21 protein-coding genes are annotated in these 26,529 nt (G+C 70.8%); 16 read left to right on the forward strand and 5 right to left on the reverse strand.

All coding sequences use genetic code 11. The features are described 5' to 3' along the window. The first annotated feature begins 299 nt into the window (after window positions 1-299). From ACZ5MC_RS05395 to ACZ5MC_RS05405, 3 genes are all read left to right on the forward strand, one after another. On the forward strand, window positions 300-1,925 hold the full coding sequence (locus tag ACZ5MC_RS05395; protein WP_464517225.1) for an ammonium transporter: 1,626 nt from the start codon (window positions 300-302) through the stop codon (window positions 1,923-1,925). Between the two features lie 41 nt (window positions 1,926-1,966). Then, window positions 1,967-2,320, forward strand: coding sequence for a P-II family nitrogen regulator (locus ACZ5MC_RS05400; protein ID WP_306599293.1), 354 nt, complete (start codon window positions 1,967-1,969; stop codon window positions 2,318-2,320). A gap of 68 nt (window positions 2,321-2,388) precedes the next feature. Next, window positions 2,389-3,543, forward strand: coding sequence for an outer membrane beta-barrel protein (locus ACZ5MC_RS05405; RefSeq protein ID WP_464517226.1), 1,155 nt, complete (start codon window positions 2,389-2,391; stop codon window positions 3,541-3,543). 65 nt (window positions 3,544-3,608) lie between these two features. Here the strand turns inward: ACZ5MC_RS05405 and ACZ5MC_RS05410 are convergent, their stop codons facing one another. After that, window positions 3,609-4,904: a hypothetical protein gene (locus tag ACZ5MC_RS05410; protein ID WP_464517227.1), complete on the reverse strand. Its 1,296-nt coding sequence runs from the start codon at window positions 4,902-4,904 to the stop codon at window positions 3,609-3,611. 88 nt (window positions 4,905-4,992) lie between these two features. On the opposite strand from ACZ5MC_RS05410, the gene ACZ5MC_RS05415 reads away from it, so the two are divergent. Beyond that, a complete protein-coding gene (locus ACZ5MC_RS05415; protein WP_306599296.1) occupies window positions 4,993-6,702 on the forward strand; it encodes a beta-propeller fold lactonase family protein in 1,710 nt (569 codons plus the stop codon). Window positions 6,703-6,711: 9 nt separating this feature from the next. On the opposite strand, the gene ACZ5MC_RS05420 is transcribed toward ACZ5MC_RS05415, so the two are convergent. Continuing rightward, window positions 6,712-7,980, reverse strand: coding sequence for an Nramp family divalent metal transporter (locus tag ACZ5MC_RS05420; RefSeq protein WP_306599297.1), 1,269 nt, complete (start codon window positions 7,978-7,980; stop codon window positions 6,712-6,714). A 123-nt stretch (window positions 7,981-8,103) separates the two neighbouring features. Continuing rightward, on the reverse strand, window positions 8,104-9,030 hold the full coding sequence (locus ACZ5MC_RS05425; protein WP_464517228.1) for a hydrogen peroxide-inducible genes activator: 927 nt from the start codon (window positions 9,028-9,030) through the stop codon (window positions 8,104-8,106). Window positions 9,031-9,138: 108 nt separating this feature from the next. Here ACZ5MC_RS05425 and ACZ5MC_RS05430 point away from each other — a divergent pair, with 108 nt between their 5' ends. Together ACZ5MC_RS05430 and ACZ5MC_RS05435 are read left to right on the forward strand one after the other, a co-directional pair. After that, window positions 9,139-9,666, forward strand: coding sequence for a peroxiredoxin (locus tag ACZ5MC_RS05430; RefSeq protein WP_306599300.1), 528 nt, complete (start codon window positions 9,139-9,141; stop codon window positions 9,664-9,666). Window positions 9,667-9,668: 2 nt separating this feature from the next. Then, window positions 9,669-10,208: a carboxymuconolactone decarboxylase family protein gene (locus ACZ5MC_RS05435; RefSeq protein WP_464517229.1), complete on the forward strand. Its 540-nt coding sequence runs from the start codon at window positions 9,669-9,671 to the stop codon at window positions 10,206-10,208. Here ACZ5MC_RS05435 and ACZ5MC_RS05440 read toward each other — a convergent pair. After that, complete coding sequence (locus tag ACZ5MC_RS05440) at window positions 10,195-11,691, reverse strand: M64 family metallopeptidase (protein WP_464517230.1); 1,497 nt, start codon at window positions 11,689-11,691, stop codon at window positions 10,195-10,197. The genes ACZ5MC_RS05435 and ACZ5MC_RS05440 overlap by 14 nt on opposite strands. 204 nt (window positions 11,692-11,895) lie before the next feature. On the opposite strand from ACZ5MC_RS05440, the gene ACZ5MC_RS05445 reads away from it, so the two are divergent. The 3 genes from ACZ5MC_RS05445 (at window position 11,896) to ACZ5MC_RS05455 (ending at window position 15,965) form a co-directional block, all read left to right on the forward strand. Next, window positions 11,896-13,164, forward strand: a complete 1,269-nt coding sequence (locus ACZ5MC_RS05445) for a CHRD domain-containing protein (protein ID WP_306599303.1) — start codon at window positions 11,896-11,898, stop codon at window positions 13,162-13,164. A gap of 18 nt (window positions 13,165-13,182) precedes the next feature. After that, a complete protein-coding gene (locus tag ACZ5MC_RS05450) occupies window positions 13,183-14,103 on the forward strand; it encodes a matrixin family metalloprotease (protein WP_464517231.1) in 921 nt (306 codons plus the stop codon). A 68-nt stretch (window positions 14,104-14,171) separates the two neighbouring features. Further along, entirely contained in the window at window positions 14,172-15,965 is a 1,794-nt protein-coding gene (locus ACZ5MC_RS05455; protein ID WP_464517232.1) for a hypothetical protein, read from the forward strand. Window positions 15,966-15,968: 3 nt separating this feature from the next. Here ACZ5MC_RS05455 and ACZ5MC_RS05460 read toward each other — a convergent pair whose 3' ends face one another. Beyond that, window positions 15,969-18,179 (reverse strand): CHAT domain-containing protein, encoded by a 2,211-nt coding sequence (locus tag ACZ5MC_RS05460; protein WP_464517233.1) that lies wholly within the window; start codon window positions 18,177-18,179, stop codon window positions 15,969-15,971. A 129-nt stretch (window positions 18,180-18,308) separates the two neighbouring features. Here ACZ5MC_RS05460 and ACZ5MC_RS05465 point away from each other — a divergent pair, with 129 nt between their 5' ends. From ACZ5MC_RS05465 to ACZ5MC_RS05495, 7 genes are all read left to right on the forward strand, one after another. Next, window positions 18,309-19,931: an ATP-binding protein gene (locus tag ACZ5MC_RS05465; RefSeq protein WP_464517234.1), complete on the forward strand. Its 1,623-nt coding sequence runs from the start codon at window positions 18,309-18,311 to the stop codon at window positions 19,929-19,931. Further along, a complete protein-coding gene (locus ACZ5MC_RS05470; protein WP_306599308.1) occupies window positions 19,928-20,302 on the forward strand; it encodes a response regulator in 375 nt (124 codons plus the stop codon). Before ACZ5MC_RS05465 ends, ACZ5MC_RS05470 begins: the two co-directional genes overlap by 4 nt. 125 nt (window positions 20,303-20,427) lie before the next feature. Further along, on the forward strand, window positions 20,428-20,865 hold the full coding sequence (locus tag ACZ5MC_RS05475; protein WP_464517235.1) for an ATP-binding protein: 438 nt from the start codon (window positions 20,428-20,430) through the stop codon (window positions 20,863-20,865). Next, window positions 20,865-21,203 carry an STAS domain-containing protein gene (locus ACZ5MC_RS05480; protein WP_464517236.1) on the forward strand — a complete coding sequence of 113 codons (339 nt, stop codon included), beginning with the start codon at window positions 20,865-20,867 and terminating at the stop codon, window positions 21,201-21,203. The genes ACZ5MC_RS05475 and ACZ5MC_RS05480 overlap by 1 nt, the downstream gene beginning before the upstream one ends. A gap of 4 nt (window positions 21,204-21,207) precedes the next feature. Then, window positions 21,208-22,071, forward strand: coding sequence for a patatin-like phospholipase family protein (locus ACZ5MC_RS05485; protein WP_464517237.1), 864 nt, complete (start codon window positions 21,208-21,210; stop codon window positions 22,069-22,071). After that, complete coding sequence (locus tag ACZ5MC_RS05490; RefSeq protein WP_464517238.1) at window positions 22,068-23,210, forward strand: PP2C family protein-serine/threonine phosphatase; 1,143 nt, start codon at window positions 22,068-22,070, stop codon at window positions 23,208-23,210. Before ACZ5MC_RS05485 ends, ACZ5MC_RS05490 begins: the two co-directional genes overlap by 4 nt. Before the next feature lie 147 nt (window positions 23,211-23,357). Continuing rightward, window positions 23,358-26,525, forward strand: coding sequence for an immunoglobulin domain-containing protein (locus ACZ5MC_RS05495; RefSeq protein ID WP_464517239.1), 3,168 nt, complete (start codon window positions 23,358-23,360; stop codon window positions 26,523-26,525). Window positions 26,526-26,529 lie beyond the last annotated feature (4 nt).

Consider the following 26,529-nt stretch of genomic DNA (forward strand, 5'->3'; position numbering starts at 1 on the left):
CGTGACAAGGTTCTCTGCATCAGGTGACCGTCATGCGTTCCTCCTCCCGACAGCAGCAGCAGAATCCCCGGCCCCCCGCGAATCGCGAAGGGACCCGGGAGGGAAGAGGCTAGTTCATTCCCACCGGTCACCATCACCCCCGATTCGCGACAGCCGATCGGGGGTGCTTGCTTTTCGCCCACAACCCCACCCGCCCTGGCTCGCAATGGCGAGCCGGAGCCCTTCTCTACCCCAATTCCAAGGAGCCTGCGATGACGCGCATTGCACGTGGGGGCGAAAAGCTCTCGACCCAAGGGAAAATGGCACGGCTGATCCTGCGGCTGCGGGATCCGGAGTGGCGCCGCTACGGCGTGACGCTGGCTTCGGGCAAGCTGCTGGGACTCGCCCTGGTGCTCGGCATGATGATCCTCATCCCGGTGCTGCTCAACGGCAACGCCGCCCGGGCGCAGGCCCCGGCCGGCACGCCTCCCGCCGTTGCGGCCGCTCCCCCGGTGCAGGCCGCGGCGGCGCCGGCCCCCGCGGCGGCGCCCGCGCCCCCGGCCGTGGCCGCCAAGGACATCATCAATCCCCTCAACACCCTCTGGGTGCTGCTCGCAGCCTTCCTGGTCTTCGCGATGCAGGTGGGCTTCGTCATGCTGGAAGCGGGCTTCTGCCGCTCCCGGGAGACCGTGAACGTGCTGGTGGAGTGCGTGTTCGACACCTGCCTGTGCGGCATCCTCTTCTGGGCCTTCGGCTACGCGTTCATGTTCAGCACCGGCAACGGCTTCATCGGCTACCACTGGTTCTTCCTCAAGGGCGCCCCGGCCACCTACGGGGCCACCGGCGTGGCCTTCCTGGCCCACTGGCTCTTCCAGTTCGCCTTCGCGGACACCTGCTCGACCATCACCTCCGGCGCCATGATCGGGCGCACCGACTTCATCGGCGACATCCTGTACAGCTTCGCGGTTTCCGGCTTCATCTACCCCATCATCGGCCACTGGGCCTGGGGGCCGGACGGGTTCCTCGCCACCATGGGCAGCGACGGGCACTTCCTCGCTTCGCTGGGCATGAACTTCCATGACTTCGCGGGGTCCACGGTGGTGCACACCATCGGCGGCGCCGTGGCCCTGGCCGGCGCCATCGTCCTGGGCCCGCGGCTCGGGCGCAAGTTCAAGCGGGACGGCGGCGGCCCCATGACGCCCCACGATCTGACCATTGCCGTGTGCGGCGGCCTGCTGCTCTGGTTCGGCTGGTACGGCTTCAACCCCGGCAGCACCCTCTCCGCCATGGACTTCGAAGGGGTGGGCCGGGTGGCCGCCAACACGACCCTCGCCGCCTGCGCCGCGGGTCTGACGGCCGTTTTCTTCGTCTACCGCCGCACGGACAAGTGGGACGCGGGCTCGATCACCAACGGGTTCCTGGCGGGCCTGGTGGCCATCACCTGCCCCTGCTACTGGGTGAGTCCCTTCGGCTCGGTCGTGATCGGCGCGCTGGCCGGCGTCATCGTCATCCTCGGCGTGGACCTGCTCGAATACCTGCGCATCGACGATCCCATCGGCGCCGTGCCCGTGCACATGATGAACGGCATCTGGGGAACGCTGTCCCTCGGCCTCTTCGCCAGCGGCCAGTTCTCCGCCATCGGCAGCGACCCGGTTTCGCCCGACCTGTCCAGCAGGCTGACCGGGCTGTTCTACGGCGGCGGCTTCAAGGTCCTGGAGGCCCAGGCCATCGGCAGCCTCATCGTCACGGGAGCCACCGTGGCCGTCGCCCTCGCGGTCATGCATGCCATCAACGCCGCGGGCCTCCTGCGGCTCTCCAAGGAGGGCGAGCTGGACGGCATGGATGTCCACGAGCACGGCATCTCGGCCTACCCCGAATACGTGATCTCGGCCCTCGCGGCCCCCGCCGGCGCGCCCATCGAGATCCGCGGCCTCGGCCGGAAGTGAGCGAAGCGATCCTGACCCAACCCCAGCAAAAGGAGTCAACCATGAAGATGATCATCGCCATCATCCGCCCCGACCGGTTCGAGGATGTCCAGGCCGCCCTGCACCTCAGGGACATCCACCTGATGACGGTCTCCGACGTCCGGGGCTGCGGCACCCAGAAGGGCTTCTCGGACCAGTTCCGGGGCAACAAGATCGACCTGGTCCGCCTTCTCCCCAAGGTGAAGATCGAGATCGCCGTGAACGAGGACTACGTCCAGCCCGCGGTGGAGGCCATCCTGAGCGCGGGCAAGTCCGCGGAGGGCCACGTGGGGGACGGCAAGATCTTCATCCTGGAGCTGCTGGACTGCTACCGGGTCCGCACCTCGGAACAGGGGCCCCTGGCCATCGGGCCGTGACCGGTCCCCCTGCAACGTTCCACTGCGGCCACACCCTGGGCGTCGACCCTGTTCCTTCCGGAGCATGCATGCGCATACCCCTTTTCCTGCCCGCCCTTCTCGGCCTGGGACTCGCCGCCCAGACACCCCCGCCCGCGCCGGGACCGGCCGTCAAGTGGCGAGGCGCCCTCTGGGCCTCGGGCGCCGCCTCCAACCAGTCCACCTCCGACGGGAGTCTCTTCCTGCGCTCCGCGGACTCGGGGGAGGGCCACCTGGCCGTGGACGGCCTCCAGCTGGGCGCCGACGTGACCCTGGCGGACGGCTGGTCCCTGAAGTTCACCCTCCTGGCGGGCCAGGCCGCCAGGTTCCTGAACGCCGGCACCCTGGCCCCCAACGGCAGTCCCGCCGATACCGGCTCCTTCGCCTGGCCCGAAGCCCAGCTCGTCTGGACCGGCGGCGCGGACACCCTGAAGTTCGGCCGGATGTATACGCCCATGGGCATGGAAGTCCTGGACCCCACCCAGGACATCACCGCCAGCCGGGGGCTCCTCTTCACCTACGCCATCCCCGTCGCCCAGGTGGGGCTCAACTGGCACCACGCCTTCTCCACGGCCTGGAGCGCCGACCTGTGGGTCTACAACGGCGAGGACCGCGTCCAGGACAACAACAAGGGCAAGACCGCCGGACTCGGCCTCACCTACAACCACGGGGGCGCCTCGGACCGGTTCATCACCCTCATGGCTTTCAGCGGCGCCGAACAGAACGCGACGGGGGGCGCCGCCGGCGCCGAAGGCCGCAAGCGGGAGCGGCTCTGCCTGTCGGGCGGCTGGGCCTGGGGCAAGGCCACCCTCCTGTGGGAAGGGGAGTCCGCCCGGGAGACCCTGCCCGCCAGCGCCTTCCAGGGCGCCACCGGGCCGGTCAGGGCCGCCTGGTCCGGGGCCGGCCTCATCGGCAAGTACCAGTTCACGGACGCGTGGTCGGGCTTCGCCCGGGCTGAGGTGTTCAAGGACGACACCGGGGTCCGCCTGGGGGCCGATCCCTCCGTGGCCGCGGCCCTGCCCCCCGCCCGGGACGCCGGCCTGCGGGCCACGTCCTTCGCCCTGGGCGCGGAACGCCGGTGGCACGCCACCTTCACCCGGCTCGAAATCCGGGAGGACAGCCTGGGCAAGGAGGTCGCCGACGGGTCCGGCAAGCCGTTCAAGAGCGCGGCGAGCCTGACCTGGAGCGTGGGGACGAGCTTCTAGAGGGGGTTGATCCAGGCAACACCATTCATTCCATTCCTCCGCGAGCCTCTGCGAGTTCCCGGCGCTCACTCCGGCCGGTCCGCCGCCTTCCGGAGCAGGTAACCGCAGGCCGCGGCCCGGCCCACCGTGAGGGCCAGGGCGGCCGCCAGGGTGCCGCGCCAGTCCAGGACCAGGGCGAACAGCGTCATGCCCAGGACCAGGACCGCGGTTTCCAGGGCGGTGGCGGTGGAGATCACCGACGTCCGGCCGGCCAGGATCCAGCGGGACCGCTGGAAGCTCAGCAGGTACTCCATGGCCGGAAGCAGGATCAGGAGCCGCGCGGGGAGCAGGGCGAAGGGCAGCAGCCCGGGGCCCAGGCCCACCACCCGGCGGAACCACAGCGCCCCAAGCGGCGTGAGGACCACCGCCAGCATGAGGCCGGTGGCGCAGGCCGCCAGCAGGGCCGCCGCCCGGCGGACCTGGGCCTCGTTCCGCCCCTCCGTGCCGGTGAGCGCGACCCCCACCTCCTGGAAGGCGCTGCCGCCGCTCCGGAAGAAGAACACGAAGGAATGGACGACCGGCCATGCGGCCAGGCATTGCAGCGGGTCCCGGCCCCGGCCCAGGAAGAAGGTGAGCAGGGGCGCGTTGCTCATGGCGATGATCGAGGTCAGGGCGAGGGGGTAGTAGTACCGGGCCAGCTCCCCGAGACTCGGGGCCGGGCCGCTTTCCCGCCCGGGGTCCAGGAGGTCCCGGACCACGTGGCGTGCCATCCAGCGACTCGCGGCGGCCTCCGCCACCACCCCGGAACTGAGCGCCAGGGCGCCGATGCAGGCCCCCGGCAACCGGGTGCCCAGGGCCAGGCCGGCCGCGGCCAGGGACATGGTGGCGAGCCGGAGCACCGTTCCGTAGGCCACCCGGCGGGTCAGGCCGTTCCGCACCAGCAGGCCCTGGTGGAAGCGCCGGTAGCCGATCGCCGCGGGCCAGGGGGCCAGCAGGGCTGTGGCCAGATTGGCCATGCGGGCAACCTCGGCCGGCAGCCCCAGCACCTGTTCCGCCAGAAAGCGGAACACCGGCGGCAGGGCCAGGAGGATCAGCAGGGCGGTGAGGGCGCCGTTGAGCAGGTAGGCGAAACGCCGCAGGGCCAGAAAGCTGGCTCGGTCCCGGGCCAGGGCCGTGGTGGCGGAGAGCAGCATGATGATGGGGGATTCAACCAGCCAGGCCAGGGAAAAGGACAGCCCGAAGGCCGCCAGGTTCTCCACCGGCCGGTCCAGCCGGGCCACGATGGCCGACAGGTACGGTCCCTCCGCGCCCATCATCAGCCAGGCGGCCGCCAGGGGCAGCCAGAAGGCCAGGATGTTCCGAAGGCGCGACGTTGAATCCATTCATCCAAGGTAGCCCGCCTGCGAAAAACCTGAGTCACGCCGTCCCTCCCCTCCGCTGTCTGAGGTGGATCTCAACGCGGGAGGCGTTATGGAAACCAGAGCTGGGAGGCATTTCCGGACCGGCGCACGAGGCCTTGGGCTCGCCGCGGTGGTCCTGCTGGCGGCGGGGTGCTCGGGGGGCGGCGGCGGGGGCACGCCCGTCACCCCTCCGGCCACCACCTACACCGTGACGTATTCCGGCAACGGAAACACCGGAGGCGCGGTTCCGGTGGACACCGGCGCCTACCTGCCGGGGGCCGCGGTCACGGTCCTCGGGAACACCGGGAACCTCGTGAAGAGCGGCAGCGCCTTCGCAGGCTGGAACACGCTGGCGGACGGCACCGGGAGCACCTACCTCCAGGGGCAGACCTGCGCCATGGGCTCGGCCAACCTCACCTTCCACGCCCACTGGACCGTCAACCCGGTGAGCGGCAACGTGACCTATGACGCCAACGGCGCGACGGCCGGAAGCGTCCCGGTGGATGCCACCACCTACGCGACGGGGCAGACCGTCACGGTGCTCGGGAACGCCGGGAGCCTCGCCTATGCCGGCTACACCTTCCTGGGCTGGCAGACCAAGGCGGACGGCTCCGGCACGGCCTACAAGCAGGGCCAGACCTTCACGAAGGGCTCCGGCAGCGTCACCCTCTACGCCCTGTGGGCGGGGGGCTACGCGTACGTGGCCAACACCCTGGGCGGCTCGGGAGGCAGCATCTCCCAGTATTCCATCGGCCCCAACGGCGCGCTCACGCCCCTGTCCCCGGCGACGGTGTCGACGGCCGGGAACAATCCCCGGTACCTCGCGGCCGATCCGCTGGGCAGGTACGTCTACGCGTCCAACGTGAGCAGCAACACCGTCGCCCAGTTCGCGGTGGGCGCGGACGGCTCCCTTGCGCCCATGGCCACGCCGACGGTCCTGATGGGGACCCTTGCCGGCGGCAAGCTCTACTATCCTTCGGCCCTCGCGGTCCATCCCGCGGGCTCCGACGTCTATGTCCCCCTCCAGCAGGCCAGCGCCGTCAACCAGTACGCGGTGGGTTCCACCGGGGCCCTCGCGGCCCTGGCGCCGGCCACCGTCACCTGCGGGGACCCCGCGAACGGGCGCAACGGCCCCAACGCCGTCGCCATCGTCGCCGCGGGCACGTACGCCTATGCGGCCAACGGCGGCGCCAACACGGTATCCCAGTACAAAATCAACGCCGACGGGACGCTGGCGGCGCTCAGCCCGTTCCTGGTGCCCTCCGGCGGCGTCAACGGGTCCGGCTCGGCCTTCGACGTGAAGACCGCCACCCTCGCCTCGGGCACGTACGTCTACGTCACGAACTATTTCGACGGCACCGTCGCCCAGTTCAGCGTCAACGCGTCCACCGGGCAGCTGACGCCCCTGAGCCCGGCCCTGGTGAAGGCGGGGACCTACGCCTTCACCCTGGCGATCCACCCCACGGGCAAGTTCGCCTACGTGGCGATCCTGACCGCCTCCAGCGCCGCGGTCGTCGCCCAGTACGCCATCGACCCGGCCACGGGGGCGCTCACCGCCATGGCCACCCCCACGGTCTCGGCGGGCGGGGCGGGCGCCGCCGTCATCACGGTGGAGTCCTCGGGCCGGTTCGCCTACGCCACCAGCGGCGACACGGGGTGGGGCAGCTCCTCCGTGGCGCAGTACACCATCGACCAGGCCACGGGCGCGCTCACGCTCATGGCCAACCCGACGGTCCAGACGGGTTTCGCGCCCTCGGGCGTCGTCACCATCGGGAAGTGACGGGCACGGTCACGCCGCCAGCGCGCTCCTGAACAGCATCAGGTTGAGCACGATCACCACCGTGGCCACCGCCCACAGCATGCTCCCTCCCAGAAGGTCGTTGGCATGGCTGCCCATGACCTTCCGGGAGGACGTCAGGTACACCTGCAGCAGGATGGTGATCGGCAGCTGGATGCTCAGGACCATCTGCGAAAGGATGAGCATCCGGAAGGTGTCCGTCACGAAGAACACGGCCAGGAGCGCGGGGACCAGCGTCACGAGGACCCCCGCGCGGCTGGAGGTGCCCCGCACGTCGAAGGGCTGGCCGAAGATGCCCGCGAAGATGGAGCCCCCGGCCATGGCCGCCGTGAGGGTGGAGGCCAGGCCGGCGCAGAGGAGCGCCACCGCGAAGATCGTCCCCGAGGCCGGGCCCACCATGGGGCGCAGCATGGAGGCGGCCTGCTCCAGGGTGGTGACGGCGAGGTTGTGCCGGTGGAAGGTGGCGGCGGCCAGGAGGATCATGGCGCTGTTGATGGCCCAGCCGGCGCCCATGGAGAAGAGGGTGTCGAAGAGCTCGAACCGCAGGTGCCCGCGGATGGCCTCCTCCCCCTGCAGGTTCCACTGGCGGCTCTGGATGAACTCCGAGTGGAGGAAGAGGTTGTGGGGCATCACCACCGCCCCCAGGATGCTCATGATCAGGACCATGGAACCCTGGCCGGCGGTGGGCCGCACCCAGCCCACCGCGGCCGCGGACCAGTGGGTGTGGACCATGGCCAGCTCGGCCAGGAAGGCCAGGCCGATGAGCGAGACGAAGCCCACCACGACCTTCTCCAGGACGCGGTAGGAGTTCCACAGCAGCAGGCCCGCCACCACGGCGGTGGTGAGGCAGGCGCCCACCTTGAGGGGGAGGTGGAAGAGCATGCCCAGGGCGATGGCCCCGCCCAGGATCTCCGCGAAGGCCGTGGCGATGGCCGCCAGCACCGCCGTGCCCAGGACCGGGCGGGAGACCCAGGCGGGCGTGTGCCGGGTGGCGGACTCGGACAGGCACAGGCCCGTGACGATGCCCAGGTGCGCCGCGTTGTGCTGGAGCAGGATGAGCATCACCGTGGACAGGGTGACGATCCACAGGAGGGTGTAGCCGTGGGAGGCCCCCGCCGCCACGTTGGAGGCCCAGTTGCCGGGGTCGATGAAGCCCACGGTCACCAGCAGGCCCGGGCCCAGGTACCGCAGGGGGTTCCAGGCGCCGGGGCCCTCCGCCTTCAGGCGGAACCGGTTCTGGAGATCGGTTAAAATTTTCATGCGGGTTGTCCTGGGGCTGAGGTCATCCTGGCAGAAGCTGGACGCCGGTTTCCTTGACGGCGCCGGAGAAAGAATATCGAGATTGAGTCTCGATATCAATTAAATTATGTTCAATTCACAAAATTATCGACCGCCGTCCGGATGCTTCCGGAAGGCGGCCGCCACCTCCGCCCCCACCTGCCGGAGGGAAGGGCCGGCGTAGGACCCTGGGCGCCAGGCCAGGGCCAGGGTGCGGAAGGGCACCGGCGGGGCCAGGGGCCGGAGGATCACCGTGGCCCGGGCGGCCTCGGTCCCGACGGCCAGGCGCGGCAGCAGCGTGATCCCCAGGCCGCCGGCCACCATGTGGACCAGGGTGGACAGGCTGGTGGCGCGGAACCCGAGCTCCTCCACCCGGGTGCGGCCGCAGGCGGCCAGGGCCTGGTGGCGGAGGCAGTGGCCGTCATCCAGCAGGAGGATGCGCTCGCCCTCCAGGGCCTCCATGTCCAGGGGGCGCGTGCCCCGGGCCAGCCGGTGGCCCGCGGGCAGGCACACCTGGAAGGGGTCCTGTCCCAGGGGGAAGGTCTCGAGGTCGCCGAGGTCCGCTTCCAGGGCCAGCAGCGCGCCCTCCAGGCCGCCGTCCCGCAGTCCCGCGGTCAGGGTGGCGGTGGTGCCCTCGATCCAGATGGGCTGCAGGCGGGGGAACGCCGCCTGCAGGGCCGGCGTGAGAAAGGAAAGCACATAGGGCGCGAGCGTGGGGAGGATGCCCAGGCGCAGGGGCCCCGCCAGCGGATCCACGAAGGACCGGGCCTCCTGCGCCAGGTCCGACCCCTCCCTGAGCATGCGGCCCATGCGGACGAGCAGGGCCCGGCCCGGGGGCGTGACCCGCACGCCCCCCCGCCCCCGCTCGAAGAGGGTCACGCCTAGCGCCTCCTCCAGGGCGGCAACCTGGGCGCTGAGGGAAGGCTGGGCCACGGCGCAGAGGTCCGCGGCCTTCCTGAAGCTGAGGTTCTCCGCCACGGCGAGGGCGTACTGCATCTGGCGGAGGGTGAAGGGAAGGGGGGCGGTGTCCATAGGCATATCCTATCACTTACATAGAATCGATATCTTGGACCTGGGTTGCCGCCGGAGCGAAGCTGGTCAGGCGGAGCGATCCTGCTCCCCATCCCCAGAGGAAACCCCATGCTGACCGTCGGCGACCACCTCCCCTCCTTCTCCCTCCAGGCCGTGACCGCCGGCAAGGAGTTCCAGACCCTCACCCACGAGAGCTTCGCGGGGCAGTGGAAGGTCCTCTTCCTCTGGCCCATGGACTTCACCTTCGTCTGCCCCACCGAGATCGCCGCCTTCGGGAAACGCAACGGCGACTTCCTGGACCGGGATGCCCAGCTGCTGGGCGCCAGCACCGACACCCACTTCGTGCACCTGGCCTGGAGGAACCAGCACCCCGATCTCCAGGACCTCCCCTTCCCCATGCTGGCCGACACGAAGCGCGAGCTGAGCGCGGCCCTGGGCGTTCTGCACCGCACCGAGGGCGTGCCCCTGCGGGCCACGTTCGTCGTGGACCCCCAGGGCGTCATCCGCCACGTCAGCGTCAACGACCTGAGCGTCGGGCGCAGCGTGGAGGAGGTGCTGCGCGTGCTGGACGCCCTCCAGACCGATGAGCTCTGCCCCTGCAACTGGCGCAAGGGCGAAGCGACCCTGAAGGCGTGACCATGGCGACCCTCGAAACCCTCCCCGGCTACGCCCGGGACCTCAAGCTCAACCTCCAGGCCGTGCTCGGCGACTCCCCCCTGGACATGGCCCAGCGCCTGGGCACCGCCCTCGCTTCCGCCGCCGCCTCGCGCAATGCGGACCTGGTGCGGGAACTCCGGGCCCGGACCCTCGAGGCCGCCGGCGAAGCGGTGGTGGAGGACGCGCTGGCCGCGGCGGCCCTCATGGGCATGACGAACATCGTCTACCGCTTCCGCCACCTGGTGGGCAAGGAGAGCTACGCGCAGCTTCCGGTGCGCCTGCGCATGAACCGCATCGCCCGCACCGCCGGTCCCAGGCTGGACTTCGAACTGTTCTGCCTGGCGGTGAGCGCCGTGAACGGCTGCGAGACCTGCGTGCGGGCCCATGAGCGGGCTCTCGTGGAGGGGGGCCTCTCCGAGGCCCAGGTCTTCGAAGCCGTGCGCATCGCGGCCACGGTTCACGGGCTGGCGGTGGCCTTCCAGCCCGCCCTGGACCCCGCGGGGGAGATCAGTCCGGCGTAGGGTGGCGCGGCCCGGGGTTCGCTGCGACCTCGAGGTGGTCGGCCTCGATGACCGGCAGACGGACCAGGAAGGAGACGGGGCGGCTGCCATCCAGGCGGCTGCCCTGGATCCGGTCGGACGCCTCGGCATGCTGGAACTCCCCGCGCAGGAGGGTGGGGTCTTCGATTCCCGCGCGGAACAGCATCCGGCCCTCCGGGTCCACGGCGGAGACCGTCCAGGCGGGAGTGTCCGGTTCGGCGGGCAGCGGCAGGTCGACGATCGTCTCGCCCGCCACCTGGAAGCCCGCGGGGGTCCGGATCACCTGGACGACCCGGTGCCGGGCCGGCATGACGTCCGCCTGGACGGAAGCTCCGCCGCTGGTCCAGGTGCGGACGTCGGCCAGGCGGTCCGCGCCGGCGCGCACCAGGGGCGTGGCGTCCACCACCCGGGCGCTCACCTGATGGGTGCCCGCCGGAAGGGTGAGCCGGTCGCCCGTACCGGCGGCCTCCCCATCCACGGTCCATGCGATCCGGAACGTGTCGGGCAGGGGGACCGGGCGGGTGAGGGTGAGGGTTCCGCCGTCCGCGGTGAGGGTGTCCACGGGGCGCACCTGGTTGTAGATGCTTCGGACGATGGCCTCGCTGCACACCTCGCAGAAGGTGTCCGTGAGGCATCGCATGCGGCAGGACGGGCGGGGTCGGAAGACGCCGGTGTCGTGATAGTAGGCGCCCTCGAAGAGCCCCAGGTCCGGACAGAAGGCGGGCGTCGGCAGGGGCGTGCCGGGGTTGATCCAGGCGGCCCACTTGATGGAGCCCGGCTGGGCGGTGACATTGGGGAAGGCCTCCAGGGAAGCGGGCAGGGGGCTGGTGTCGCCGCAGGCATACTCGTCGGCCAGGCCGCCGAAGGCATGGCCGAACTCGTGCAGCGCGATGGCGCAGGAGGCGGGATTGGCGGAGAAGACGGGGATGGTTCCACCGGAACCGCCGTAGTTCGTGTCGTTCACCAGGACCAGCACCCGGGTGCACTCGGGCGCCCGGGCCAGGGCCACGGCCAGGGCCCGGGCGTTGTCCACCACCAGGAGGCGGTAGTCCGGAGCCTGCCCGGCGGGGTTGGCGTTCTGGAAGGTGGCCCCGAGGACCGTGGCCCGGGGGGTGCCCAGGCCGTGCATCCCGTTGGCCGCGCCGTCCTCCGCGGAGACCAGGTGGACCAGCTTGATGTTGAAATAGTTTGCGTAGTTGGAGAAGGGAGCGGTCTGGCGGAAGGCGGCGAGCCAGGCCCGGGCATCCTGGGTGAGCTTGGCCTGGTCCGCTTCGCGGTAGCCGTCGCCCAGGAGAACCAGGTTGATGCGGTTCGCGGGGTCGCCGGAGACCTGCAGGGCCTCGACCGGGGCGGAAAGGCTGGCTTCCGTCAGGGTCACCGGGCCCGGCGCGGAGGATCCTCCCCCGCACGCCGTGAGGCAGAGGAGCGCGACGGCGGCCAGGGCGGCCTTGGGGGTCCGGTTCATGGGGCCTCGGATGGGGGAATTCCAAACCTGTACCCCTAAGGGATCGGCAGGCCCCTCCGGACCTCCGTCACAACCGATCGACCGGATGGGTCGCCATCGGTGGACCGGATCTGTCTCCCCGGTCCTTCCGGATGCATTGTTCAACGTCCACAGCAACGGCCGTGGGTGAAAAAACCGGCAGTCACGTTCCATCCAGGAGGACCTATGTTCGAGACGAAATCTGCACTTCCTTTTGCCGGAACCTGGAAGCCCTGGGCGCGGGTCCTGGGCGGGCTGTCCCTGGTGGCGGCCCTGGCGTGCGGCGGCGGAGGGGGCGGGGATTCCACCCCTGCCGCGCCTCCTCCCCCGCCCCCGCCCCCCCCCTTCGTGCGCACCGCCTCCCTCAGCGGGGCCGACGAGGTGCCGGCCAACGCCTCCACCGCCCGGGCCAGCGGCGCCGTGACCGTGAACCCTTCCACCCTGGCCATCCAGGCCACGGTTGTCTCCTCCGGGATCGACGGCACCCAGGCCCACATCCATGACGGCGCCAAGGGCGTGGCCGGCTCGGTGGTGATCCCGCTCACCGGGGGCGCCGGCGGCGTCTGGACCACCGCCCCGGGCACGGTGCTCACCGCCGCCCAGTACGCCAGCCTCCAGGCCGGGAACTACTACTTCAACATCCACTCCGCGGCCAATCCCGCCGGCGAGATCCGCGGCCAGATCGAACTGACGACCCGGTTCGCGTCCCTGGACGGCACCCAGGAGACCCCCGCCAACGCCAGCACGGCCTCGGGATGGGCCGTGGTGAGCGTGAATCCGTCCTCGGGCGCGGCCTTCGGCGCCATCCAGACCGCGGGCATCACGGGTACGGACGCCCACGTGCATGACGGCGCCATGGGCGTCGCCGGCCCCGTGATCCTGCCGTTCCAGGCCTCGGGCGCCTCGGGCTGGACCCTGCCGGCCGGGTCGAACCTGACCGCGGCCCAGGTGACCACCTTCCTGGCCGGGGGCCTCTACGCCAACGTCCACACCGCCGCCTTCGCCGGCGGCGAGATCCGGGGCCAGCTCACCCTGGCCAGCCCCACGATCCGGACCACCACCCTTTCCGGCGCCAGCGAGGTGCCCGCCAACGCCTCCACGGCCTCGGGCGCCGGCACCTTCTCCCTCGATCCCGTGACCCTCGAGCTTCGGGGCGGCGTCGTCACCACCGGCATCACCGGCGTGGCCGCCCACATCCACACCGGCGCCGTGGGCGTCGCCGGCCCCGTCACGATCCCCCTGGACGCCCACGCGGACGGGTCCTGGACCGTGCCCGCGGGGACGGTGCTCACGCCGGACCAGTTCGCGAGCCTGAGGGCCGGCAGCCTCTACGTGAACGTGCACAGCGTCGCCTTCTCCGCCGGCGAGATCCGCGGGCAGATCCCCGGCGATTCCGGCACCACCACCGGCGGTGGGGGCGGCGGCTCCACGGGCGGCGGCGGTGGCGGCTACTGAGGTCTATACTGGCCTGCCATGGCCAGCCGACACGACCTGACCTGGCGGATCCCCGCCCTCCTCGCCATCCTCCTGGCGTGCGCGGGGATCTACCTGCAGCGGCCCCGCCCCGGAAGGTCCGTGCTGACCTACCGGATCGGGGCCGTCGATCCGCGTTTCGGGCTGACCCGGGACGAGGTGTCGGAGGCCGTGCGCACCGCCGTCGGCATCTGGAGGGCCCCCGTGGACCGGGCGCTCTTCCGGGAGGACCCGAAGGGGGACATCGAGATCAGCCTGGTCTTCGACCAGCGGCAGGAGGCCCTGGACCGCCTCCGGAACCTGGACCACGGGATCTCCAGGGCCCGGGGTCCCATCGAGGAGCAGAAGGCCCGGTGCGAGGGGCTCCGGGCCGAGTACGAGCGGAGACGGGACGCCCTCCGGGCCGACCAGGCCGCCTTCAACGGGAAGGTGGCCGCATTCAACGCCGGCAGCGAGGCCCTCCGGAGGCGCGGGGACGCCACGGAGAACGAGGTCCGGCGCCTCGCCTCGGAGCAGGGCGACATCAAGGCCGTCCTGGATTCGCTCCGCCGTCGGGAGGGGGAGCTGGAAGGCGTCAGGGAGGCCCTGATGGCCGCGGTGGAGGATCTGAACCGGCTGGTGGCGGGTCAGCGGGCCCAGGTCGCCGACTACCGGGAGGCGGGATCCCTCATGCAGGAGGCCTTCGACGAGGGGGTCTACGCCCGGGAGCGCGGGCGCCAGACCATCACCATCTACTGCTTCTCCGGCAAGGGGACCCTGGTGCGCGTCCTGGCCCACGAGCTGGGCCACGCGCTGGGGCTCCCGCACGGCGCGGATCCGCAGGCGATCATGTACCCCATGATGCTGTCGGACGCATGGGAACCGGCCCCGGAGGACGTCACCGCCATCAGGGCGCTCTGCGGGGTTCCCAAGGGGCCTTGATTTTCATAGGGGGAGGCTCCGATTCCCGGGCCAGGGTGTAGAGTGGTCACCTATCACCAGGAGATCCCATGTCCTTGGGCACCGGCGGGTTCCGAATGGCTATGACGGCTGGCGGGAGGGTCCTTCTCACCCTCGTGGCGGCCACGCTCGTCCTCCACGCCGAGGACAAGAGGAAGGAGGAGGGCCGGGAGAAGAAGCAGGAGCAGGCGCGGCCCGCGCCCAAGGCCGAGCCCAGGCCCGAGCCCCGCGTGGAGCGGAAGCCCGAGGCCAGGCCCGAACCCAGGGTCGAGCGGAAGATCGAGGCCAGGCCCGAACCCCGTATCGAACGGAAGATCGAGACGAGGCCGGAACCCCACATCGACCGGAAGATCGAGACGAGGCCGGAACCCCGGATCGACCGGAAGATCGAGACGAGGCCTGAACCGCACATCGACCGGAAGATCGAGACGAGGCCGGAACCCCACATCGACCGGAAGATCGAGGCGAGGCCGGAACCCCGCATCGACCGGAGGATCGAGACGAGGCCCGAGCACCGGAACGAGGGCCGTCCCGCCGAGTTCCGTCCCGGGCCCGCCGGGCGCGGTCCGGTCCACGAGGTCGTGCGCACCCGGGAAGGCGGCGAGATCCGCCGGACGCCCACCGGGGCCATCCGGGAGGTGCGCACCCCCGGGGGCGCCGTGATCCGGCACTCGCCCAGCGGGGTGCGGCAGGTGGAGGTCGTCCGCCCCGGGGGCCGCGTGATCGTGGCCAACGCCACGGGGCGCGTGGGCTACATCCAGCGGCCGCTGGAGGTGCGCGGCCACGCCTACGTGCAGCGGACCTACATCGTCAACGGCGTGCCGCACGCCTCGATGTACCGGCCCTGGTCCTACGGAGGACGGGAGTACCACGTCTACATGCCCCACCACCACTACCGCCCGGCCTTCTACTCCTGGTGCTACTCCCCCTGGGCCCGCCCGGTGTCCTACAGCTGGGGCTGGTCGTCCCGGCCCTGGTACGGCTACTACGGCGGCTACTTCGCGCCCTACCCGGTCTACCGGAGCCCCGCCTTCTGGCTGGCGGACTTCATCATCGCCGCCTCGCTGGAATCCGCCTACATGGCCCAGAACGTCACGGTCTCGGCGCCCCCCGTCATCTACGACAACTCCACGGGCATGTCGCCCGAGGTGAAGGACGCTATCGCCGAGGAGGTCCGCCGGCAGATGGACCAGGCCAGGGCCGACCAGGACGCCGGGACCGGGTCGGCCCCACCGCCGATCTTCACGGCCCGGGGGCCCCGGATCTTCGTGGTGGCGGCCGGCGTGATGGCCTATGCCGGCGACCGGGAGTGCTCCCTGGTGGAAGGCGACGTGCTCCAGCTCTCCCAGACGCCCTCCCAGGGCGCCGAATGGGCCGAGGTGCGGGTGCTGTCCACCCGCGGCGCCAGCTGCCCCCGGGGCAGCTACGTCTCCGTGCGGACCACGGACCTGCAGGAGATGCAGAACACCCTGCAGGCGTCGATGGAGCGCGGCCTGGCCAAGCTCCAGACCGACCAGGGCCGCAACGGCATCCCGGCCCTGCCGGCTTCGGCCATCGGCGCCGAGAACGCCTCCTACGCCCAGGACCTCCAGCCCGACGCGGACGCCCAGGCCGAGCTCTCCCGGGCCGTGGGCGAGGCCAACAGCTCCGAGCGCACCCTCATCAACGCCGGCGGCGACGCCGCCCCCACCGGGACGACCATCTCCCTGGGCATGACGACCTCCCAGGTGGAGGGCGCCCTGGGCCGGCCGAAGAACACCGTCGACCTGGGGGCCAAGAAGATCTACGTCTACCCCGACCTCAAGATCACCTTCCTGAACGGAAGGGTCAGCGACGTCCAGTGACCGCTACTCGAGGTTGCCCGTCACCCTGAACGCGGCCCAGTAGTAGGGATGGGGATGCCCGGCGCGCACCGCGCGCTGGGCGTCCCGCAGGGCCTCCGTCTTGGTGCTGCCGGGGAGGTTCCGGTAGAACGCCACCATGAGGTCCCGGGTGCAGCGGTCGTCCACCTTCCAGAGGCTGGAGAGCACCGACCGGGAGCCCGCGTACAGGAGGCCCCGGGTGAACCCCACCACCTCGTCGCCCCGGGACACCGTGGACAGGGCCGTCTCGCATGCGCTCAGGGTGACCAGGTCGGCGTCCAGGTCCAGGCGGTAGAGGTCGGCCACCTTCAGCGCGCCCCGGGCCAGGAAGAGGGCCGATTCCAGCGGGTGGGCGTCGTCGAAGAACCCGTGTGCGGCCAGGTGGATGATCCGGAAGCGCCCCGCGCCCTTGGCCACCTCCCCGGCCGTGGCCGCCTCGCGCAGGCGCAGGGAGGGCTCCGGGAGGATGCGGGCCAGGGCCTCGGCCTCCTCCTGGGCGAAGGGGAGGTCCAGGGCGGCCTGCCCCAGGTCGGGATTCCCGAGGATCAGCGAACCGCCTCCGGCCTTGCGGGGCTTCAGGAAGGTGAGCAGCGTGGCGCTGGGCAGGATGCGCAGGCTGAACCGGTCCAGGAGCGCGGCGTCCCGGGTGCCCAGGGCGCAGAAGGGCACGTAGTGCAGGACCCCGTGGGGGACGATGGTGAGGCGCGGAGTCGCCAGGTCCAGGGGGTCGAGGAGCATCCGCTGGAGTTCCCGGGTCTGGGCGGGCTCCCGGCTGGGATCGGCGAGGGTCCGGCGCAGCTCCCGAACCCTGGCCTCCAGGTCCGGGGCCTCGAGGGCGTGCGCCGTGAGGGCCGTGCGGGTCACCACGAAGGCCATCCAGCGGGGGCCGGCGGCGTAGTATTCCACCAGGGTCTCGTCCGTGCCCAGCCGCGCCTGGATCGCCCCGGCCCGCACGTCCTGGACGCTGACCAGCGAGGCCAGCTCCGGCGCCCGGGCCTGGAGCTCCCTGCGCGCGGCGACGAGGATGCCGCGGCTGTCCGGGGCCGCGGGGTCGGGGATCGCGCGGAGGTCGAGCCCGGGCGAGTCGAGCCGGGCCAGCACGGCCTGGTCCCCGGGGCGGCCCAGCTGCTTCTGGGAGGCCAGGAGATCGACGAGGGCCCGGCCCTTGGCGCGTTCCACGAACTCGAAGGCCTCCCGTGCGCGGCCGAGCCTCGCCAGCAGCGCGACGAGTTCCTCGTAGCAGGCCTGCTTGTCGCCCACGAAGCCGATGCGGCCGGCCTCGGTGCCGATGGAGGCCCGCTGCCGCTCGACGACTTCCACCGACCTGCGAAGGAGGTCCTCCGCCAGCGGGTCCTGGCCGTCCCGGAGGGCGATGCGCGCCCGGTCGAGGAGCACCGGCCAGTGGAGGCCGCCGACCTCCGCCAGGCGGGGGTGCCTGAGGAGGCGGTCGTAGCCGGCCCGGGCCTCCTCCACCCGGCCCGTCTCCAGCTGGCACCTGGCCTGGATGTAGGCCAGGGGGATGACCTGGAACGTGTTGTCGTAGAGCAGGGAGGCCAGGCCGTGGTACTCGGCCCTGGGGTTCCGCACGGCCTCCAGGGCCTTGGCGTAGTCGCCCAGGGCTATGTGGATCTTGGCGATGGCGGTGAACTTCTGGGGGCCGTTGAGGGTCGCGCCCAGGTCCACGCCCTCCAGACGCGCGACGCAGGCCCGGGCCTGGCCGGAATGCCCGAGGAGGGCCTGGGCCACGCCCAGGGCGCCCCAGGTCTCGAAGTGGAAGGCGTCCAGGAAGGCGTTGGCGCTGGAAGTCTGCCCGGCGAGGATGGCGTCGGCCGCCTGGGCCTCCATCAGGGCCCGTTCGGGATCGCCCAGGTCCAGGAAGGCGTTGGCCCGCATGAAGTGGGGCAGGGCGGAGAGGTCGCCCCCGAACATGCGGGCGTCCCCCCCTTCGATCTGGCGCTGAAGGCGGTCGCAGGTGGGAAACAGGCGGCTGTAGTTGCGCGTCTCGGAATAGGCCCCGGCCAGGAACATCAGCTGCGCGGAAGGCACGGCCTCCTGCCGGTCGATGCGGGGCTGGAGCGTCCGGATGATTTCGAAGTGCTGCTGCTTCTGTGCCATCCGCGCGAGCTTGATGTCCTGCGCCGGGACGGGGCGGGCGAGGCAGAGCAGGAGGAAGGCCGAGCACACCGTTCGAAGCACGAATCCTCCCGGCATCTGGGTATGGCTCCAAGTGTAGCCCTCGCCGGAGGGATGCACGGAATTATTAAATTATTTATAGTTGACAGGCCTGGGAAACCATTCAAGATGGCCCATCAACAGGTCATACCCATGGACGAACTCTGGCTCCGCCCTCCCGACGGTCCCCCCGCAAAGCTGGGGAAGGAACGGCCTTCCCTCGTCATCGGCCGGGATCCCTCCAGCGACCTGGTGGTTTACGACCCCAGCCTCTCCCGCAACCACGCGCGGCTGTTCCTGGAGGACGGCCGCGCCATGCTGGAGGACCTGGGGTCCCGCAACGGCACCCAGGTCAACGGGGAGCTCCTCCTGGAGCCCCGGGCCGTGGCCCCGGGGGACCTCATCGTCCTGGGCCGGATCAGCCTCGCCCTGGAACGGGCCGAGGATCCCTCGATCTCCTTCATCATGGAGGTGGAGCAGCTGCGGGCCTCGTCGCCCGGGATCCAGGCCCCCGAGGGCGTCCTGGGCTGGAAGGAGGCCCTGGACCTCATCCACGGGCTGAGCCTGGACATGCTCGGGGACGTCCCGGCCGAGGTGATGCTGGGGAACCTGCTCGAGCGGGTCTTCCCCTTCCTCCGGCCCGACCGCGGCGCGGCGCTGCTGCTGGACGCGGGGGGCGCCATGGTCCAGGTGGCGGCGCGAACCCGCAGGCAGGGCGCCGGTTTCCAGGTCCAGCCCTCCCGGACCCTGCTGGAGAAGGTGGTGGAGGGCCGCAAGGCCCTTCTAATCAACAACCCCATCCTGGACGCCCAGTTCGCCCAGGCCCAGTCGATCGTGGCCAGCGGGGCCACCTCGGTCATGATGGTGCCCCTGGAGCACGACGGCGAGGTCCTGGGGGTCATCTACCTGGACGCCGGCCTCCTGCGGGGCGCGTTCACCGGGGAGGACCTGCGCCTCCTGGCGGTCGCCGGCCACATGGCCGCCGCCAAGATCCGCACCACCCGGCTCCTGGCGGAGCTGGAGGAGAAGCGGCACCTGGAGGTCCTCTACGCGGCCGCCGAGGAGGCCACCCGCGCCAAGAGCGAGTTCCTCTCGCGCATGAGCCACGAGCTGCGCACCCCCCTCAACGCCATCATCGGCTACGGGGAGATGCTCCAGGAGGACGCCGGGGACGCGGGCCAGACCTCCATGGTGGAGGACCTGCGGCGCATCACGGGAGCCGGGAAGCACCTGCTCCTGCTGGTCAACGACATCCTCGACCTCTCCAAGATCGAGGCCGGGAAGATGGAACTCCACCTGGAAGCCTTCGAGGTGGAGCCCCTGGTCCAGGAACTCGTGTCCATGACCCTGCCCCTGGCCGGGAGGAACGGCAACGCCCTGGAGCTCCGCTGCGCCCCCGGCGCCGGGGCCATGCGCAGCGACATCACCAAGGTGCGCCAGGTGCTTCTCAACCTGCTGGGCAACGCCTGCAAGTTCACGTCCAACGGCACCGTGGCCCTGGACGTGGACCGGGAAGGCGGCTGGCTCGCCTTCGCCGTGCGGGACACCGGCATCGGCCTCACGCCCGAGCAGATCGGCAGGCTCTTCCAGAACTTCTCCCAGGCCGACAGCTCCACGACCCGGCGCTTCGGCGGCACCGGCCTCGGACTCGCCGTGGGGCGGCTCCTGGCGCGGATGATGGGCGGGGACATCCAGGTGGAGAGCGTGTCCGGCCAGGGCTCCACGTTCACCCTGCGCCTCCCGGCCCGGGCCCCGGAGCCGGGAGGGGAGCCGTGACGCGGATCCTGCTCGTGGAGGACAACGAGAACAACCGGGACATGCTGAGCCGCCGCCTGCGGCGCCGGGGCCACGAGGTGCTCACCGCCGCCGACGGCCTGGAGGGGGTGGCCCTGGCCCGCACCGGCGCCCCGGAGCTGATCCTCCTGGACATGAGCCTGCCGGGCCTGGACGGCTGGGACGCGGCGCGGCTGCTGAAGTCGGAGGCGGCCACCCGCCCCATCCCCATCATCGCCCTCACGGCCCACGCCATGAGCGGGGACCGGGAGAAGGCCCTCGGGGCCGGGTGCGACGACTACGGCACCAAGCCCGTGGACTTCGATGGGCTGCTCGCCAAGATCGCGGCCCTGGTTCCTCCGGAATCTCCCTGAAATTTCAGGTGTTCGTACACTTGATCGTGCGAGAATGAGTCGCATTTCGAACTCAATCGACCTAGCAGAGGACCGCCTTCGGGGGTGACCGGATTGAATGATTCATTGCTCGCGGAGATCCTTCGATGATCGGGGATGGGGACACGGGCACCCTGGAGGTGGCCGCGGACGAGGCCGGGTTGGGGTGCATCCTGGCCTTCATCGGGCTCGCCTGCGACCGCGCCGGCCTGGCCGATCCCGTGCGCCACGACCTCCGGCTGGCGGTGGAGGAGGTCTGCACCAACATCATCCGGCACGGCTACGCTCCAGGCGCCCCGGGGCCCATCCGCCTCGCCTTCCGGGAGGGCCGGGGCTCGTACGAGGTCGTCGTGGAGGACCGCGCGCCGGTCTTCGATCCCGCCTCGGCCCCCGGGCCCGACCTGACCTCGGGGTGGCGGGAACGCAGGCCCGGCGGGCACGGCTGGAGCCTCGTGCGGGCCATGGTGGACCAGGTGCTCTACCAGCCGGTTCCGCCCCGGGGGAACCGGGTGACGCTCGTCAAATCGAAGCCAGGGAGGCCGTGATGGAACTGTCGGTGAAGGACGTGGGGGACGTGACCGTGGCCACGGTGGTCGGCAGCATCGACGGCCTGACCGCGGGGGCCCTGCAGGACGCCCTGGAGGAGCAGGTGCGGGGCGGGAGGGCCCGCCTGGCGGTGGACTTCAGCGCGGTGGACTACACCAGCAGCGCGGGCCTGCGCACGCTCCTGGCGGTGGTGAAGGAGGCGCGGCGCGCCGGCGGGGACTTCCGCCTGGGGGCGGTCAGGCCGGACGTGAACCGGGTGCTGGAGATCAGCGGGTTCACCGGCATCCTGAAGCTGTTCCCGGGGATCGACGACGCGGTGGCCAGCTATGGAAGGTAGACCCATGGACTCGAGGCACTCGAAAAAGGTGGCGCTGGTCATCGGGGCGGGCAGCGTGAAGTGCGCCGCGGCCCTGGGCGTGCAGCACGTCCTGAGGCGGGAGGGCATCGGGATCGACCTGGTGGTCGGGTGCAGCGCCGGGAGCATCTACGCGGCCATGATCGCCGCGGGCCACGACATCGAGACCACCCGGGAGATGACCACGCGGCTGTGGACCCGGGAGCTCACCAGCCAGCGGGACCGCATGGCCATGCTGCGCATCCTCTTCGGGCGCATCTTCGGACGGGACGCCACGTTCGGAATGCGCAAGGACGTGCTGGTCATGCGCCGCCTGCGGGAGACGTTCGGGACCCTGGCCATCGAGGACGCGAAGGTGCCGCTGTTCATCACCGCCACCGACCTTGCCAACGGCGACCAGGTCATCCTCTCCCGGGGAAGCGTGGTGGACGCCATCCGCGCGAGCATCTCCATCCCCTACATCTTCAACCCGCACCGCATCGGGGACCGGCTCCTCATCGACGGCTTCATGTCGGACCCGCTGCCGGTGAACGTGGCCATGCGCGAGGGCGCGGACGTGATCATCGCCATCGGCTTCGAGAGCCCCTTCCAGCGGAAGTTCAACACCCTCGGCCGCTTCTCCTTCCAGCTGAGCAGCATCATGACCAACAACCTGCTGAAGTCCCGCTTCGCCTTCCACAACCTCACCCACCACTCCGAGGTCATCCTCATCGTGCCGAAGTTCGAGAAGCGGGTGGGGCTCTTCGACACGGAGAAGATCCCCTACATCATGGAGGTCGGGGAGCAGGCCGCGGAGGAGCAGGTCCCCTACCTGCGCAGGCTCCTGGCGGACGCCCCGGTCGGGGCGTGACCGGGTCCCCGGGCCGGATCCTCGTCGTCGACGACGTCGAGGCGAACCGGGACCTGCTCATCCGCAGGCTCCAGAAGCTGGGCCTCGAGGCCGAAGCCGCGGCCGGCGGGGCCGAGGCGCTCGCGATGGTGGCGGGCGGGGGCTTCGACGTCGTGCTGCTGGACATCATGATGCCGGGCATGGACGGCTACGAGGTGCTCTCCCGCCTCAAGGCCGACGAGGCCCTGCGCCATCTGCCGGTCATCATGATCTCGGCGGTGGAGGAACTCGGGAGCGTGGTGCGCTGCATCGAGCTGGGGGCGGAGGACTACCTCCCCAAGCCCTTCAACCCCGTGATCCTGAAGGCCCGGGTCTCGGCCTCCCTGGACAAGAAGCGCTTGCGGGACCGGGAACGCCTCTACGCCGCGAGCCTCGAGCGGGAACTGGAGATCGGGCATGAGATCCAGAAGGGCTTCCTGCCCGAGGCGCTGCCGGCCCTGGACGGGTGGGACCTCGCCGCGCGGTTCGCCCCGGCGCGGCAGGTGGCCGGCGACTTCTACGACGCCTTCGCCGTGGCCGGGGGCCTCACGATGCTGGTCGTCGCCGACGTGTGCGGGAAGGGCGTGGGGGCGGCGCTCTACATGGCCCTCTTCCGGAGCCTCATCCGCGCCGCTGCCACCGGCGCCGAAGGGGATCCGGACCGGATCCTGGCGTGCGCCGCCCGCACCACCAACGACTACATCGCCACCGTCCACGAGCGCTCCAGCATGTTCGCCACCGCCTTCCTGGGCATCGTCGACCCCGGATCGGGGGAGTTCGCCTACGTGAACTGCGGCCACGACGCGCCGGTTCTCGCGGCAGGGAGCGCGGTGCGGGCCCGGCTCGCCCCCACGGGCCCGGCGCTCGGGCTCATGCCGGGGTCCGCCTTCCGCGTGGCGAGGGAGGCGATCTCGCCCGGCGAGGGGCTGCTGGTCTTCACCGACGGGGTGACGGAGGCCCGGGGCGCCGGGGGGTTCTTCGGGGAGGGGCGCCTGCTGGAGGTGCCCCATGGCCATTCGGCCGGCGAATGGCTCGGCGCGGTCGTAGACGCCGTGCGGGAACACGCGGCCGGCTTCGAGCCTTCGGACGACATCACCCTCGTCGCCCTGCGCCGGAGGTGACCACGGGGGATGAGGGCGAGCGAGCGTTTCCGCCCTGCGTGGCCAATCCGTATTGTTGCCGGGAATTCACAAGTTTTAACTTGATTAGGAATGACGGGGCCTGGATAATTTCTTCATCATCAGCAAGCGAATTCCCAGGAGACCGTCATGAAGGTCCTACGAAACTTGGCTCATTGGAGCCTGTGCCTGGCCGTGCTCGGCCTTGGCACCACCACCTCCCCCGCCCGGGCTGAAGGTCCGGGACGTGACCACGACCAGGGCCGGCACCTCGGCTGGGTCCACAAGCCCGATCACCTGAAGATCGTCACCCAGCCCCTGAGCCAGACCATCGTCAGCGGCCAGGCCGTGACCTTCAAGGTGGAAGTGACCGGCAAGCCCAGCAGGTTCCATTACCAATGGCTGAAGGGGCACCACCGGGTGGGCGGCGATTCCGCCAGCTACACGATCCCCGCCACCACGGCCGCCAGCGCCGGCGTCTACACGGTGATCGTGAGCAATCCGACGGGCTGGGTCCACAGCCACCCTGCCACCCTGGCCATCAATGTCCCTCCGGTCATCACCGCCCAGCCCGCCGGCCTCACCGTGGTGCAGGGCGCGAACGCCTCCTTCTCCGTTGCGGCCAAGGGCAATGGCACCCTGGGCTACCAGTGGCGCAAGGGGGGCTCGGCCCTGGCCGGGGCCACCTCCGCCACCCTGAACCTGGCCGCCGTGACGGCCGCCAGCGCCGGCACCTATGACGCGGTGGTCACCAACACCGTGAACGGCACGGTCACGTCCGCCACGTCCACGGCGGCCGCCCTCCAGGTCAACGTGCCCCCGGTCTTCACCCTCCAGCCGGTTTCCCAGACCGTGGACCTGGGCGCGCCCCTGGCCCTCAGCGTCGCGGCCTCCGCGAACCAGGGCTCCCTCGCCTACCAGTGGCGCAAGGACGGCCAGCCCATTGCCGGGGCGACCTCGACCGAGTTCGGCATCGCGGCCATCGCCGTCTCCGACGCGGGGAGCTATGACGCCGTGGCGACCTGCACCCTCGACGGAACGGTGACCTCCACCGCATCCCTGGCCGCCGCCGTCGCCGTCCACGCGCCGCCGACCATCCTGGCCCAGCCCCAGAGCCGCACCGTCCTGCCTCCGGACGCCGTGACGTTCACCGTCTCGGCCACCGCGAACCACGGCGGCGCCCTCACGTATTCCTGGAGGAAGAACGGCACCGCCATCGACGGCGCCACCACCGCCTCCTACACCGTGGCCTCGACCGAGTTCCCCACCAACGCGGACGCCTACTCCGTCCTGGTGAGCGACGGCACCTTCCAGGTGGAGAGCGCCGCCGTCTACGCCACGGCCTCCGTGCCCAGCCCCGTCTACGCGGGCGATCCGGTCCCCGTACCCAGCCGGCCCCTCACGGTGCTGCCTTCCCTCCACGTGGACCCCGTGAACTATCCCAACGGCGCCTTCCGCCTGGGCTATGACGAGTCCCTGAAGAACCCGGTCTGGACCTCGTACCTGGTCTTCCCCGTCCACCAGCCCTACGCCAATTCCAAAATGGACTACGTCGCCGACACGCGCCTGGCGGCGCCCCAGGTGGGCAAGGACGACTACACCGGCATCTACACGGGCGGCGCGAACTCGCCGGACAGCTACGACCGCGGCCACCAGGTGCCCCGGGCCGACGTCTCCTACCGGTACACCCCGGTGGCCGGCGACGACGCCACCATCATGAGCAACCTCGTGCCCCAGATCTCCCAGTTCAACCAGCAGCTCTGGCAACGGCTGGAGGAGACCATCGGCGGCAGCCAGGGCGGCGACACCGACGGCATCACCTCGTACCTGGGCCGGGTGTGGGTCTACACCGGTTCCTACTTCCCCCCCAGCCCCGCATGGTGGGCCTCCAAGGCCCAGCCCGGCCTGAACATCGCCATCCCCACGGCCTGCTACAAGATCGTGGTTTCCGAGGCCACCCCCGGCCAGCCCAAGGCCCTGGCCCTGATCCTTCCCAACGCCTGGGGCCTGGTCAACGCCCCGGAAACCCTCACGACCTACGTCACCTCCGTCGCCCGCATCGAGGCCCTCACCGGGCTGGACTTCTTCCCCAACCTCCAGGCCGTGGCCCCCGGCCTCGACATCCCCGCCTGGAAGGCCAACGTTGAAGTGCGCGGCTGGCGCGCCCCCTTCGAGCAGACCTCGGGCCCCAACGTCCACATGGTCGAGCCCAGCTGGGACACCACCGTGAACATCAACGACACCGTGACCTTCGCGGGCGCCGCCACCCCGAATTCCGCCTCCGCCGCGGGCACCGCCATCGCCTCGGCCACCTGGAACTTCGGCGACGGGACGCCGGTTTCCACCGGCATGACCGCCAGCCACACGTATTCCCTGGGCGGTTCCTTCTCCGCCTCCTTCACGGTCCAGGACAGCCTGGGCGCCAGCAACACCATCACCCGCGTCATCAAGGTGAAGGGCGGCAACGAGGCCCCCACCTTCACGGGCGTGTCCAACCAGTCCACCACCGCGGGCTCCACCGTCACCGCCTCCTTCAAGGTGGCCGACGACTCCACCGCTCCCGGCGCCCTCACCGTCACCGCCACCGCCGACAACACCGTCCTGCTGCCTTCCGCCCTGGTCGTGGACAACGCCGCCGGCACCTGCACCCTGGCCCTGATCCCGGCCGCCGGCGCCACCGGTTCGGCCATCGTCACCCTGACCGTCACCGACGGCGACGGCGCCAGCACGACGGCGACGTTCACGCTCACCGTCACCCCCGGCGGCGTCCCGGGCGCGCCCTCCCTGATCATCAGCCAGTACTACGAAGGCGCCAGCCTCGACAAGTGGATCGAGGTCACCAACGTCGGCTCCGGCACCTACGACGCCGCCGTCACCCCGATCTACCTCTGCCTGTGGAGCAACCCCAGCTCCACTTCCTTCAAGACCGCGCTCATTTCGGGCACCCTCGCTCCGGGCGCCACCTTCCTGATGAAGAACTCGGGCGCGGCGCTCCCCGACGCCGCCCACCTGACCAACGGCGCCGCCGCTGTCATCAATAGCAGCGTGGCCAATTTCAACGGCAACGACCCGGTCTTCCTGAGCACGGTGGGCACGGCCACTTCCGCCGCCTGGGACGCCCGCATCGACACCATCGGCGACCTCGCCTGGGGCGCGGCCAATCCCGCCGCCGACAAGAGCTTCTACCGTCAGCCGTCCATTCTCGCCGGGAACCCCACCTACACGGCCTCCGAGTGGATCCAGAAGACCATGGCCGAAGTCCAGGCCGCCGTCGAGACGGATTCCGCCCGCCTCGGATACCACATCTACAACAAGTAGTCCG

The sequence above is a fragment of the Mesoterricola sp. JemC181 genome (assembly GCF_055384585.1).

Excerpts from the sequence above, each read along its gene's own strand:
- ACZ5MC_RS05465 (WP_464517234.1), top strand. The coding sequence starts at position 18,309 with ATGGACGAACTCTGGCTCCGCCCTCCCGACGGTCCCCCCGCAAAGCTG.
- ACZ5MC_RS05435 (WP_464517229.1), top strand. The coding sequence starts at position 9,669 with ATGGCGACCCTCGAAACCCTCCCCGGCTACGCCCGGGACCTCAAGCTC.
- ACZ5MC_RS05480 (WP_464517236.1), top strand. The coding sequence starts at position 20,865 with ATGGAACTGTCGGTGAAGGACGTGGGGGACGTGACCGTGGCCACGGTG.
- ACZ5MC_RS05430 (WP_306599300.1), top strand. The coding sequence starts at position 9,139 with ATGCTGACCGTCGGCGACCACCTCCCCTCCTTCTCCCTCCAGGCCGTG.
- ACZ5MC_RS05450 (WP_464517231.1), top strand. The coding sequence starts at position 13,183 with ATGGCCAGCCGACACGACCTGACCTGGCGGATCCCCGCCCTCCTCGCC.
- ACZ5MC_RS05415 (WP_306599296.1), top strand. The coding sequence starts at position 4,993 with ATGGAAACCAGAGCTGGGAGGCATTTCCGGACCGGCGCACGAGGCCTT.
- ACZ5MC_RS05485 (WP_464517237.1), top strand. The coding sequence starts at position 21,208 with ATGGACTCGAGGCACTCGAAAAAGGTGGCGCTGGTCATCGGGGCGGGC.
- ACZ5MC_RS05440 (WP_464517230.1), bottom strand. The coding sequence starts at position 11,691 with ATGAACCGGACCCCCAAGGCCGCCCTGGCCGCCGTCGCGCTCCTCTGC.
- ACZ5MC_RS05445 (WP_306599303.1), top strand. The coding sequence starts at position 11,896 with ATGTTCGAGACGAAATCTGCACTTCCTTTTGCCGGAACCTGGAAGCCC.
- ACZ5MC_RS05455 (WP_464517232.1), top strand. The coding sequence starts at position 14,172 with ATGTCCTTGGGCACCGGCGGGTTCCGAATGGCTATGACGGCTGGCGGG.
- ACZ5MC_RS05405 (WP_464517226.1), top strand. The coding sequence starts at position 2,389 with ATGCGCATACCCCTTTTCCTGCCCGCCCTTCTCGGCCTGGGACTCGCC.
- ACZ5MC_RS05400 (WP_306599293.1), top strand. The coding sequence starts at position 1,967 with ATGAAGATGATCATCGCCATCATCCGCCCCGACCGGTTCGAGGATGTC.
- ACZ5MC_RS05395 (WP_464517225.1), top strand. The coding sequence starts at position 300 with ATGGCACGGCTGATCCTGCGGCTGCGGGATCCGGAGTGGCGCCGCTAC.
- ACZ5MC_RS05420 (WP_306599297.1), bottom strand. The coding sequence starts at position 7,980 with ATGAAAATTTTAACCGATCTCCAGAACCGGTTCCGCCTGAAGGCGGAG.
- ACZ5MC_RS05475 (WP_464517235.1), top strand. The coding sequence starts at position 20,428 with ATGATCGGGGATGGGGACACGGGCACCCTGGAGGTGGCCGCGGACGAG.
- ACZ5MC_RS05425 (WP_464517228.1), bottom strand. The coding sequence starts at position 9,030 with ATGGACACCGCCCCCCTTCCCTTCACCCTCCGCCAGATGCAGTACGCC.
- ACZ5MC_RS05495 (WP_464517239.1), top strand. The coding sequence starts at position 23,358 with ATGAAGGTCCTACGAAACTTGGCTCATTGGAGCCTGTGCCTGGCCGTG.
- ACZ5MC_RS05410 (WP_464517227.1), bottom strand. The coding sequence starts at position 4,904 with ATGGATTCAACGTCGCGCCTTCGGAACATCCTGGCCTTCTGGCTGCCC.